The sequence below is a fragment of the Bradyrhizobium sp. HKCCYLRH3059 genome (assembly GCF_051168035.1).
Classification (GTDB): Bacteria; Pseudomonadota; Alphaproteobacteria; order Rhizobiales; family Xanthobacteraceae; genus Bradyrhizobium.
This window is the reverse complement of record NZ_JBNPUF010000009.1, coordinates 185,238-198,673: the sequence shown is the minus strand read 5'-3', so window position 1 is coordinate 198,673 and position 13,436 is coordinate 185,238. Positions and strand designations below refer to the sequence as shown.

Here is a 13,436-nt window from a genome sequence, read left to right as displayed (position 1 = left end):
TCGCTCCGGCCTGGAAACAAGCAGATACAAATGTCTCGATGCCTTCTCCGATCTGCGCGTGGCGCGGCGGAGATGTGGCGCATTTGAAAGCAAAGATTGATTCAAAAGTGGCAATGTGATTAGTTGTCATCGTACGATTGATCGAAATTGTTTCGATGAGTTCGAGGCGATCGGTGTCGTGAGTTGCATCAGCCGACGCGATCGCATCGCTCTTCCCCGCGACATGCGCTTCTTTTGAAGGCTTCAAAGAAGCGGAGGGAAAAGAATCTCGTAGTAGCGACAATCTGTTGAGTCGATCGATTCGGCGAAGCTGTCGCTCGTTAGACGAGTTCTACGTCGCGCGGCGCCATCCTCAAATACCTGTGTGTTAGGACCACCGACGAGCCGAGTTGGAACTTGGAATGATCGGGGTGTCAGGATGGTCTGTCGCATTTGGGATAAAGACATTGGATTGACGATGTCGTTGGGACTTGTGAGCTCATTGGCGCTCACGCTGAATGTCGGAGGCGTTCAATCGGCCTTCGCGCAGACCAAGCTCCCCGATGTGACCGTCGACGCGCCGAAGCCGAAAGTCCGGCAGACCGCCTCGAGACCGCAGACGACCGCAACGCGGACCGCTCAGCAGCGCCGCGTCGCTCCGCGCAACCTGCCGCCGACCGCCCCGGTGGCCTACGTGACGCCGTCGACGGGAACGGTCGGCGCGCCGCCGTCGCCCTATGCCGGCGGCCAGGTCGCGAGCGGCGGAGGCCTCGGACTCCTCGGCAACCGCGGCGTCATGAACACGCCCTTCAACCAGACGAGCTTCACCTCGCAGCTGATCCAGAACCAGCAGGCGCGCACGATCCGCGACGTGCTGATCAATGATCCCTCGGTGCGCACGATCCAAGCCGCCGGCGGCGGCGCCGACAGCCTGTTCATCCGCGGCTTCTACTACGACAGCGGCGACTACGCCCTGAATGGCCTCGCCGGCATCGCGCCGTATTATTCGACGGGCGCCAATTTCATCGAACGGGTCGAATTGCTGAAGGGGCCGGCGGCTCTGCTCAACGGCATGACGGTCGGCGGCACTGGCGCCTCAAGCGGCGGCGCGGTCGGCGGTAGCGTCAATCTCGTCACCAAGCACGCGCTCGACACCGACATCACGCAGCTAACGGCGACCTATGCGTCCAAGACGCAATTCGGCGAGCAGATCGACGTCGGCCGCCGCTATGGCGAGCACAAGGAGTGGGGCGTACGGCTGAACAGCAAGTATTCGAACGGCGATACCCCCTGGAACCGGCAGACCGACGAGTTCGGCAACGCCCATCTCGCCGTCGACTATCATGGCGAGAATGTCCGAATCGACGCCGATGTCGGCTATCAGGCGGACAAGCTGAATCCGCCGCTGCGATTCTTCGGCGTGGGTACTGCTGTCACCAGCATTCCATCGCCACCGTCGTCCGGCACCAATTTCCAGGTGCCGTGGGCGTATTATGCGCCGACCGATTTCTTCTCGACGGTGAAAGGCGAAGTCGATCTCAACGATCGTATCACCGCCTATGCCGGATTCGGCTATCACGACAGCAACATCAACTACCGTTATCCGTCGCCGGTGCTCTCGAGCAACGCTGGCTTGTTGTCCGGGACTCCTGGAACGGGAAGCGAGACGTACAAGACGTACGCCGGGGAGGCTGGCCTGCGCATGACCGCCGATACCGGCCCGATCAACCATGCCGTCAATGTCGGCTACTCCATCACCGACCGCACCTATACCCAGCAGGTGGTCTCCGGCAAGATGCCCAACTGGAGCCTTTACAGCGAGCCGACCAACATCGCGTTGCCAAGCTTTCCGACGCTCCAGGCCAATCAGACCGTCGGCGCAAATCTCTGGAGCATCGGCGTCTCCGACACGATGTCGCTGCTGAACAAGCGGATTCAACTGACCGTCGGTGTGCGCAGACAAACTGCGGGAACGGAAGTCACGAATCTCGTTACTCCAGCATCGAGCCGCCCGTTCGAGGACACCTCGGTGTGGACGCCAGCCTATGCGCTCGTGGTCAAGCCCGTCGAGTTTGTGTCGCTGTATGCCAACTACATCGAAGGCCTGCAGACCCCGACCGTCGTTGCCGCCGGCTATGCCAACAGCGGCACGGTCTTCCCGCCAGGGCAGACCAAGCAGGTCGAGACCGGCATCAAGGTCGACTTCGGCCGAATCACGACCACGGTCAGCGCATTCGATATCTCACGCCCGAGCGTGATTACCACGAGTTCAGGGGGAGTGCTGACTCAAGAGCTGAATGGCCGGCAGCGAAATACGGGCGCCGAGTTCAACGTATTCGGCGAGGTCACTCCGACGCTGCGGCTGTTGGGGGGCGTGGCGTATATTCACGGCGTACAGGAGAAGACTTCGGGCGGCCTGACGGACGGCAAGCGGGCGATCGGCGTGCCCGAGCTCACAGTGAATCTCGGCGCCGAGTGGGATACACCGTTCGTGCGGGATCTGACGCTGACGGGGCGAGTCGTCTACACCGGTGCACAATATGTCGACGCGGCCAACAAACTCTCGCTGCCGGATTGGACACGCGTCGATCTGGGCGCCCGCTACACCTTCACCTCGCCCTGGAACGGCAAGCCGATCGTGCTGCGGGCGAGCGTCGAGAATGTATTCGACAAGGCGTATTGGGCGTCGGCCTATAGCGGTGTGATCACCCTGGGGGCGCCGCGCACCTATCTCGTTTCCACGACGTTCAATTTCTAGGACGTCGATACGCGTTGGCGATGATGAGGCCGCCGCACGGCCATTGTGCGGCGGCCTTGTTAGTCTGAGCGATGCGGACGGCGTTCAATTCCAATCTGATAAGGATTTGCGTAACTCATCGATCGCGTTGAGGCGTGATCATATCCGCGGTGACAACGCGATCGGGTCAGCAAATCATCTCGTTGGAGCCGATGCATCCTGATGTTGAATCGTCACCTACGTGTCACCTTGGAGAGATTAAAAACTTCGATCGGCGGTATCCTTTTGACTGTCATTATCAACTGCATTACTCGTAGTTCATCAACGTCGTTTGTTAGTAGGAGTAGCCGGGCATGATGGTCTTCGACAGAGAGGACGTCACCTTCACCGTCGTCGTGAATCACGAAGAACAATATTCGATCTGGCCGACGTTCAAGGACATCCCGAACGGGTGGACGGCCGTCGGCGTGACCGGGAGCAAGAAGGAGTGTCTGGACCATATCGAACAGGTGTGGACCGACATGCGGCCGCTCTCGCTGCGGAAATTCATGCAGGAGAACGCCCAGGCCTCTGCCGAATCCTGAAGCGAAGGAGGCTGGCTGCCATGCGGCTGATCTGTTTGCCCTATGCCGGCGGCAGCGCCATGGTCTATGCGCGCTGGAGGAGAGCTCTTCCGTCCTGGATCGAAATCGTGCCGCTGGAGCTGCCCGGACGGGGCGCGCGGATGGACGAGCCGCTGCAAACGGACGCGGCAGCATTGGCCGATCAGCTCGCGTCCGAACTGATCGGGACGCCGTTGGCGGAGCCTTACGTCCTGTTCGGGCACAGCCTCGGCGGCTTGCTCGCCTTCGAGCTGGCGCACAGGCTGCTCGCGCTCGGCGCGCCAAAGCCGCAGATGCTGCTCGTGTCCGGAACGGAGGCGCCGGCCGTGCGCGACGGCAGCCGCTGGCGCGAGCCGCTCGGTGACGACGCATTGCGCGAGGAGCTTCTCAGGCTGAACGGCACGCCGCCGGAGGCGTTGCAGAGCATGGAGATCATGCGCGGCACGCTGCCGATCCTGCGAGCCGATTTCCTGATGTGCGGAAACTACGTCTATCGGCGGCGCCGGCCCTTGCCGTGTCCGCTGCACGTGTTCGGCGGAGATCTCGACGAGACGCGTGCCGAGGCACTGGAGGCGTGGCGGGCCGAGACCTCCGGCGCGTTCGGTCGCGACATGCTGCCGGGCGACCACTTCTTCATCCATAGCCGACAGGCGGATCTGCTGAAGCTCGTTGCCGCATTGCTGGCACGTCGGGCATGGCCGGGACTCGCCGTTGCTCGCGCGGGGCCTTGAGCGGCGTGCCGAAAGCACGACCCAGCCGGAAAAGCCGGCCGGTGAAGAAACTTCGATGCTGAAATCGACGGGAGACGGGGAGAAGTCATGTTCGCAATACAATCTAAAATAGAACAAGAATCGCTACCGTTCCTTCTGCGGGCCAGCCGCACGCAGCAGCCGCTGATGGAGGCCGTCAGCGAGGTCCGCGACATGATCGAGCGCCAGCTCTATGCGTGCGGCGGAATTCTCTTCCGTGGCTTCCATCTCGACGGCGCCGAGGCGTTCAGGAGCTTCGCCGCGAGCTTCGGCCATCCGCTGCTGTCCTATGAATTCGGCTCGACGCCCCGATCGCAGGTCAGCGCCGGCGTCTACACCTCGACCGAATATCCGCCGCACCAGAGCATCCCGCTGCACAACGAGCAGGCCTATACGCGCGACTGGCCGATGAAGATCTGGTTCTATTGCGAGCAGGCGGCACAGCAGGGCGGTGAGACGCCGGTCGCCGACAGCCGGTCGATCCATCGCGACATGCCGGCCGCGATCCGTAACCGCTTCGCCGAGCGGGGCGTCATGTATGTCCGCAACTACGGCAGTGGACTCGATGTCGACTGGCGACAGGTGTTCGGCACGGAGTCGAAGGCCGAGGTCGAGGCCTATTGCGCCTCCCATGCAATCGCCTGCGAATGGAAGGATGGCGACGAGCTACGGACGCGGCAGGTCTGCCAGGGGACGGCGGTGCATCCCGTGACCGGGGACATGGTGTGGTTCAATCAGGCGCATCTGTTCCACGTCTCCAGCCTCGCGCCCGAGGTTCGGGAAAGTCTTCTCGACATCGTCGGCGATCCGCTCGAGCTGCCGCGCAATGCGTTCTACGGCGACGGCGCGCCGATCGAGGACGAGACGCTGGCCACGGTCAGAGCCGTGCTCGACCGGCACAAGATCGTCTTTCCCTGGCAGACCGGCGACGTCGTCATGCTCGACAACATGCTGACGGCGCACGCGCGCGAGCCATTCAAGGGGCCGCGCAGGGTGATCGTCGCGATGGCGCAAGCCCATCGCGTCAATTGAGCCTGCGGCATCGATCCTCACGTTGTCATCGGACCTTTGGAAAATGCCGACACAGACCCTCGTCGAACGACTCCGCGAGCATGCCGCCTCGCGCGCCGGCCATCCGGCACTGCGCTTCATCGAAGGCGACGATGTCGTCGACGAATTGACATTCGCTGCGTTGGACCGGCGCATCCGCGCGCTTGCGGCGCATCTGCAGGAGCGCGCGCGTGCCGGCGAGCGCGCCGTGATTCTGCTGCCGAACGGTCCGGACTATGCCGTCGCATTCTACGCGTGCCTCTATGCCGGGGTCATTGCCGTGCCGGCCTATCCGCCGGAGACCGGCAAGGAGCGCTACGCCAGCCGCCTCGATGGCATCCTGCGCGATGCGGCGCCACGACTCATTCTCACCCAGGCGCGGCTTCGCGACGCCGTCGTCGCTTCGGTCGGCGAGACCGATGCTCATGTTATTGCCGTCGACGAGGTGCCGGTCGATGCCGCCGCATCCTGGCGCGAGACGGACTTGCACGGCGATGCGATCGCCTTCCTCCAATATACGTCGGGTTCGACGTCGCAGCCGAAGGGAGTCTGCGTCACTCACCGGAACCTGGTCGCCAATGAGATCGCAATCGAAGCGGCGCTCGGCGGGACCAGGGACGACGTCTTCGTCAGCTGGCTGCCGCTCTATCACGACATGGGATTGATGGGCGGATTGCTGAATCCGCTGTTCACGGGCTTCACGGCGGTGCTGATGTCGCCGCGCAATTTCCTCGAGCAGCCGCGACGCTGGCTCGACGCCATCCATCGCCACGGCGGCACCTGCAGCGGCGGGCCGGACTTCGCGTTCGCGCTCTGTGCGGACCGGATCTCGGACGAAGCGATCGCGCGCCTGGACCTCAGCCGATGGCGGTTCGCGTTCTCCGGCTCGGAGTTCGTGCGCCGCGCGACGCTGGATCGATTTGCCGCGCGCTTCCGGCCGGCGGGCCTCGATCCTCGCGCGCTGACGCCGTGCTACGGCCTGGCCGAGGCGACCTTGCTGGTGACGGCGGGCGACCGCGCGAGCCGGGCGGTTTGTCACACGCTCGATCCCGCGGCGCTCGCGGGTGGCCGCGTTGCGGAGGCCGGCGAGGGCACGGACCTGATGGCGTGCGGCGCCGTGGCAGACGGCCATGCCGTGCGCATCATGAGGGTCGATGCGTCCGCCGACGCCGGGACGAACGAGGTCGGCGAAATCTGGGTCGCAGGTCCGAGCGTCGCGCAGGGCTATTGGAACAATCCCGAGGCGACGCAGCAGACATTCGTCCTTCGCGATGGCGCGCGCTGGCTGCGGACGGGCGATCTCGGCTTCGTCCGCGACGGCGATCTCGTCGTCACCGGCAGGCTCAAGGATCTGCTGATCGTCCGCGGCCAGAACATCTATCCGTTCGATCTGGAGCAGGCCGTCGAGACCGAGGTGGCCTCGGTGCGGAAGGGACGTGTCGCGGCCTTCCCGGTCGAGATCGATGGCGTCGAAGGCATCGGCGTCGCCGCCGAGTTCGGCAGGGCGGTACTGCGGCGAACGCCGGCCGACGTGCTGATCAAGGCGATCGGCGATTCGGTCATGCGGCAGACGCAGGAATATCCGGCGGTGGTCGTGCTGCTGAACCCGCAAGGCATGCCGCTGACCACCAGCGGCAAGCTGCAGCGGTCCGCCTGCCGCGCCAGGTGGGCGCAGGGCACGCTCGACAGCTTCATGGTGTTCGAACGGCGACGCGAGGCGACGGACCCCTCGCCGTCACCGGAGCTTGCGACGGCGACCGAACGCCGTCTTGCGCTGATCTGGCGGGATGTGCTGCGGCGCGCGACCGTCGACCGCAACGACGACTTTTTCATGCTCGGCGGCAATTCGGTCGCGGCCGCTCAGATCGCGGCGATGGTGCGCGAGCAGTTCGGGGTCGAGCTCGCGCTGCGCGGCTTCTTCGATGCGCCGACGCTCGTCGCGCTCGCAGCGCTCATCGATGCGGCCGGCGCGGACGCGAAAGTGCTCCCGCCGCTGCAGCCCGCACCAGCGGGGCTGCGCGAGCTGCTGTCACCCGCGCAGGAGCGGCTGTGGTTTCTCTGGAGCATGGATCCGGCCGGCACGGCCTACACCATCGCTTGCACGGTTCATTTCGACGGCCCGCTCGATCAAGCACGGCTGGTGCAGGCGCTGACCGAAATCGTCGCCCGCCACGAGACGCTGCGCACCACCTTCTCTGCCCCGGATGGCCGCGTCGTGCAGGTCATCCATGCGTCGCCGGACATTCCCGTCGCGGTCGAGGATCTGCGGCGCAGCCCGGCGGCGGAGCGCGCGTCGCGCGTCGCGGCGCGAACACGCGAGGAGCTGGCGCGGCCGTTCGATCTCGTCAATGGCCCGCTGCTGCGCGCCGTGCTGATGCAGCTCGCGGACGACCGCCACGAACTGCTGCTGTCGGCGCATCACATCGTCGCCGACGGGCTCTCGCTCGACGTGCTGCTGGCCGAGATCGCCGCGCTTTATGACGGGCTCCGGCGCGGGGCAGGGGCGCTGCCGCCGCCGTCCGCGATCCAATATGCCGACTACGCCGCATGGCAGCGGGATTGGCTCTCCGGCCCCGAGGCCGCGCAGCAGCTCTCCTACTGGCGCGAGCGGCTCGGTGATGCGGATACGCCGCTTGCATTGCCGTTCGACCGGCCGCGGCCGCCCGTACAGAGCTATCGCGGCGACACCATCCACGTGGAGATCGCGCCAGATCTGGTGCTGAGGCTCCGCGCGCTCGCCAGGGAGCATCGCGTCAGCATGTTCATGCTGCTGCTCGCCGCCTATCAGCTGCTGCTGTTCCGCTACTCCGGTCGCTCCGACCTGCGCGTCGGTGTGCCCGTCGCCGGGCGCCGCCAGGCCGAGCTGGCGTCGCTGATCGGCTGCTTCGTCAATACGCTGGTGCTGCGCGCCGACGTGACCGACGGCATGAGCTTCGCCGAGCTGCTGGCGCGGGCGAAGGAGGAGGTCATTTCCGGGCTGGCGCATCAGGATCTGCCGTTCGACCGTCTCGTCGACGCGCTGAAGCCGACTCGCTCCGGCGGCCACAATCCGCTGTTCCAGGTCAAGTTCAACTACATGGCCGCGCCTGCCGGACTTGCGCTCGGCGACGGCCTGCACGCCCAGCCGCGCATCGTCGATCTCGCCGGCTCGCATTTCGATCTCGCGCTCGACATCGTCGACGGCCCGACGGGCATGAATGCGAGCCTGAATTTCGCAACCGATCTGTTCGACGTGACGACGGTCGCGCGGATCGGGAACCAGCTCGTCGATTTCCTGCGGCAGATCGCGGCCGCCACCGACCGGCCGCTGCGCGACTTCGCGATCGCGCGCGGCGTCGAGCAGACCGTCGTGGCGGAGGCGACGAGCTTCCCCGCGACCGACATCCTCGATCTGATCGGTGTTGCGCTCGCGCGCCGCGATGATCGGATCGCGCTGCGCCAGGGACGGGACACCGTCAGCGCAGCCGAGCTCGTGCGCTGGTCGGACCACATCGCGGGTGTGCTCGTCGCGGCCGGCATCACGCGCGAGGCGCCGGTGGCGCTGTGGATCGAGCGGTCGCCGGCCTTCGTCGCGGCGCTGCTCGGCGTCCTCAAGGCGGGCGGCTCCGCAGTGCCGCTCGATCCGGCATGGCCGGTGGCGCGCGTCGATCGCATCCTTCGTGGCGGCGGCATCGGCACGCTGGTCGCAACCGGCGAGCACTTGGCTGCGGCGAGGGCGCTGGAGTGTCATACGCTCGACGGTGAACTGCGCGGCGATGCGTCCTCCGGCGCGTTCGATGCCCCGCGGCCGCATCCGGCGCAGACCGCCTACATCATCTACACGTCGGGCTCGACCGGTGCGCCCAAGGGCGTCGCCGTGTCGCACGGCGCGCTCGCCAACTACGTTCAGGCGCTGTTGTCCCGGCTGCAGCCGCGCGCCGGCGCCGGCATGGCGATGGTCTCGACGGTCGCCGCCGATCTCGGCCATACCGTGCTGTTCGGCGCGCTCGCGAGCGGCGTGACCTTGAATCTGCTGCCGGCCGATGCCGCCTTCGATGCGGATGCGTTTGCGCAAGCGATGCGCGACGGCGAGATCGGCGTCCTCAAGATCGTGCCGAGCCATCTGCGCGGCCTGTTGCGGGCGCGGCGCTCGGCCGACGTTCTGCCGCGCGACGTGCTGATCCTTGGCGGCGAGGCCTGCGATCCCGGCTTGATCGAAGAGGTCCGCCGGCTGCGGCCGCACTGCCGGATCGTCAATCACTACGGCCCGACCGAGACGACGGTCGGCGTGACGACCCATGAGTGGACGGACGCCGAAGCCAAAGGCGTGCTGCCGGTCGGATTGCCGCTTGCGAACCTGCGCGCCTACGTTCTCGACGATGCGTTGAATATCGTCCCGGCCGGAGTCGCCGGTGAACTCTATGTGGGCGGCGCCGGGCTGGCGCGCGGCTATCGCGGTGCGCCTGGACAGACGGCCGAGCGCTTCATTCCCGATCCGTTCGGACCTGCAGGCGAACGCCTCTACCGGACCGGCGATTTGGTGCGCTGTGATCGAGCGGGCCGGATCGTGTTCCTGGGCCGGCGCGATGATCAGGTGAAGCTGCGCGGCTACCGCGTCGAACCCGCCGAGATCAGCCGCGCCGTCTCCTCGTTGAACGGCGTCGCCGATGCCGCCGTCGTGGCCCGCGCCGTCGACGCCGAGCAGGAACGCCAGGAGCTCGTGGCTTATTGCGTCGCCGCGGCCGGCGTCGTGTTGCAGCCGGAGGCGCTGCGGCAGCAACTCTCGGCGATGCTGCCGGACTACATGGTGCCGTCGCGCATCGTCGTGCTCGAGCGGCTGCCGCTGACCGCCAATGGCAAGCTCGACCGCGCGGCGCTGCCGCAGCCGGACGAGGACGCCGTGCTGTCGTATGTCGCCCCGGTCGGCGCGGTGGAGCAGGCCATCGCCGCCGTCTGGCAGGACGTGCTGGGCCGCGAGCGGATCGGCCGCAATGACAATTTCTTCGAGCTCGGCGGCGACTCCATCCTCAGCCTGCAGATCATTGCACGGCTGCGCAAGCGCGGCGTCATGCTGACGCCGAAGCAGATGTTCGCGCAGCAGACGATAGCGGCGCTGGCCGGCGTGGTTGCGACCACCTCCGCGCCGGCCATGACGCCGCCGGCAGCAGCACGCAACGCAATGAACGCCTGCGCTGCGGAGCTGCTGCCGATCCAATTGCGCTTCTTTGCCGAGGAAATCTCCAACCGCGATCACTTCAACCAGGCGGTGCTGCTGATCCCGCGGGACCGGATCGACTGGAGCGTGCTGCAGCGGGCGCTCGCTGCCGTCGTGAGGCATCACGATGCGCTTCGCATGACGTATCGGCGGATCGCGGGTGAATGGCAGGCGGTGCCGGCCGACCTGCCTGCTGCGCCTGAGCTGCTTTGGCTCCGCACGGCAGTCGAGCCGGCCGACGTCAGCGCGATCGCGTCGGCGGCGCAGGCGAGCCTGTCATTGGCATCGGGATCTCTGCTGCGCGCCGTCGGATTCGACATGCGCGACGGCAGCCAGCGGCTGCTGGTCGCCATCCATCATCTCGCCGTCGATGGCGTGTCATGGCGGATCCTGCTCGAGGACATCGCGTCGGCCTACGAACAGGTGGCGGGGCAGGCGGCCGCCGTCAGCCTGCCGCCCACGAGCTCCGCGCCGTCTTCCTGGGCGCAGCGACTGCGCGCGCATGCGGCCTCCGATCGGCTCGCAGGCGGACTGCCGTTCTGGCTCGCGTCCTCCCGCGGCAGCGAGTTGCCCTGTGACGACGCTCATGGTGGCACCGACGCCGAGGCCGACGCCGAGGAGGTCGTGCTGAACCTCGAGGCGGAGCTGACTGAACGGCTGCTCGATGCCGCGCCTGCGGCCTATCGCACGCAGGTCAACGACCTGCTGCTGGCCGCGCTGGCACGCGCGCTCTGGAGCTGGAGCGGGATCGAAGGCGTCGTGATCGAGCTGGAGGGCCACGGCCGCGAGGATGTCTTCGCGGACGTCGATCTCACGCGGACGGTGGGCTGGTTCACGAGCGCATTCCCGGTGCGTCTCGACGGCGGCAGCGAGACCGATCGTGCGCTCATCACCCGCGTCAAGGAGACGCTGCGCGCCATGCCCGATCGCGGGCTCGGCTATGGCGTCCTGCGTTATCTCGGCGCGAAAGAACATCGCGACGCGCTGGCAGCGACGCCGAACCCCCGTATCGTCTTCAACTATCTCGGCCGCTTCGACGGCCAGCTCGGTGCGGCCGCGCCGTACCGGATCGCGGCGGAGAATCCGGGACCGATGCGGGCCGCCGACACGCCGTTGCGGGCCTGGCTCAGCATCAACGGCGAGGTGCGTGACGGGCGGCTGCGGCTCGGCTTCCGCTATGGAAGCCGGCGGTATCGGCGCGCGACCGTGGAACGGCTCGCCGAGCTCTATCGCGCGGCGCTGCATGGTCTCGTCGATCATTGCCTCGGCGGCGCCGGCGGTCTCACGCCGTCCGACGTTCCGCTCGCGGGGCTCGATCAGGCGGCGCTCGACCGGCTCTGCGCGACCGTCGACTGTCGCTCCGTCGAGGACATCTACCCGCTGTCGCCGATGCAGCAGGGCTTGCTGTTCCATGCGCTGCGCGATGGCGCTGATGACGTCTATGTCAACCAGCTCTCGGTCGAGCTTCGGGGCGTGACGCCGGCGCGGTTGCGTGCGGCATGGCAGACGGCGAGTGCGCGGCATGCGGTGCTGCGGACCGGGTTCGCCTGGCAACAATTGTCCGGAGCAGCCCAGCAGATCGTCTACCGGCAGCTCGACGTGCCCGTCGTCGACGAGGATTGGCGCAGCCGTATCACGGGCGGGGCTGCGGCGGCGGAGATCGATGCGGCGCTTGCGCAGGCGGCACGGCGCGAGCGCGAACTCGGCTTCGACATTACCCGGCCGCCGCTGCAGCGGCTGCGGCTGATCCGGCTCGGCGAAGACAGGCTGTGGCTGATCTGGACGCATCATCACATCGTGATCGATGGCTGGAGCTCGGCGCGGCTGCTCGCCGATGTGCTGCAGCAGATCAGCGGCGCCGCGCCGTCGGCGGCGCAAGGCGGCTACCGCGACTACATCGCCTGGCTGCAGACGCGCGACCAGGCGGCAGCCGCTGATTTCTGGCGCGAGACGCTGCGCGATTTCGAGCCCACGCCGCTCGCCGACGCCTTGCGTGCGAGCCGCGCGATCGACGCTGCGAGCGGCCATGGCCGGCTGACGCTGCGCGTGGACGGTGATCTCGCGGTTCGCCTGCGGCGGTTCGCGACGCAGCAGCGCATCACGATGAATACGCTGCTGCAGGGGACCTGGGCCCAATTGCTGCGGCAATATACCGGGCAAAGCGCGGTCTGCTTTGGCGTCACGGTCTCGGGCCGTCCGGCCGAGCTTGCCGGCGCCGAGCACATGGTCGGCCTCTTCATCAACACGCTGCCGCTGATCGATCGCGCGCATCCGCAGACCGCGACCGGCGACTGGCTGCGCGCCCTTCAGGCGCAGAGCGTCGCGGCGCGCGACTATGAGTGGCTGCCGCTGCACGAGATCCAGCGCCTGGCCGGCAGGGCCGGGCAGCCGCTGTTCGACAGCCTGATGGTATTCGAGAACTATCCGATCGATCAGTCGCTCACCGCGCGCGACGGTGCCGGGCCGCAGATCGGGCGGGTCGAACACGTGACGCCGACCAACTATCCGATCGCGGTCATCGTGTTCGATGGACCCGAGGGCCTGCGCCTCGACTTCAACTACGATCGCGCGCAACTGGACGACCATGCGGTTCGCCGGGTGAGCGCGTCGTTGCGAGACTGGCTGACGCGGATTTCGGCGGATGCCACCCGTCCGACCGGCAGCCTTCGCATGGTCGACGGAGAGGCGCTGGCGTACGTCCTGCGCTGGAGCGGAGCTGCGATCGGCGAGACGTCACCCCGACCGTTGTCGATCGGCGCGGCGCCTGGCCTCGTGGCGCAGATCGAGGCGCGGGCGAAGGCCGTCCCGGACGCGGTTGCGATCGTCTGCGGCGACCGCCGGATCAGCTACGGCGAACTGAATGCGCGGGCAAACCGGCTGGCGCGGCGACTGCGCGCGCGCGCGATCGGCGCCGATGTCGTGGTTGGACTGGCGCTGGAGCGCGACGCCGAGATGATCGTGGCGCTGCTCGCCGTGCTGAAGGCCGGCGCCGCCTACCTGCCGCTCGATCCGGACTATCCGGCCGAGCGTCTTGCCCACATGCTCGGCGACAGCGGCGCAAGACTGCTGCTCACGCAAGCCGAGCTGCAAGATCGGTTCACGCCCGCGCTGGCCGACAGCGGAGC

General features: G+C 66.9%; 5 protein-coding genes (1 of these 5 only partly in view). All 5 read left to right on the top strand.

What is annotated here, in order from left to right; translation table 11 throughout:
* Positions 1-457 precede the first annotated feature (457 nt).
* Positions 458-2,737, top strand: a complete 2,280-nt coding sequence (locus tag ACQR13_RS26740; protein ID WP_315717421.1) for a TonB-dependent receptor — start codon at positions 458-460, stop codon at positions 2,735-2,737.
* A 332-nt stretch (positions 2,738-3,069) separates the two neighbouring features.
* Entirely contained in the window at positions 3,070-3,300 is a 231-nt protein-coding gene (locus ACQR13_RS26735; protein ID WP_315752514.1) for an MbtH family protein, read from the top strand.
* Positions 3,301-3,320: 20 nt separating this feature from the next.
* Complete coding sequence (locus ACQR13_RS26730; protein WP_315752515.1) at positions 3,321-4,049, top strand: thioesterase II family protein; 729 nt, start codon at positions 3,321-3,323, stop codon at positions 4,047-4,049.
* Positions 4,050-4,214: 165 nt separating this feature from the next.
* Positions 4,215-5,099 (top strand): TauD/TfdA family dioxygenase, encoded by an 885-nt coding sequence (locus ACQR13_RS26725; protein ID WP_315827776.1) that lies wholly within the window; start codon positions 4,215-4,217, stop codon positions 5,097-5,099.
* Positions 5,100-5,142: 43 nt separating this feature from the next.
* Positions 5,143-13,436: the 5' portion of an amino acid adenylation domain-containing protein gene (locus tag ACQR13_RS26720; RefSeq protein WP_434863408.1), read on the top strand. The gene runs 1,432 nt beyond the window's last position; only the first 8,294 of its 9,726 coding nucleotides appear in the window; it begins with the start codon at positions 5,143-5,145; its stop codon lies beyond the right edge, outside the window.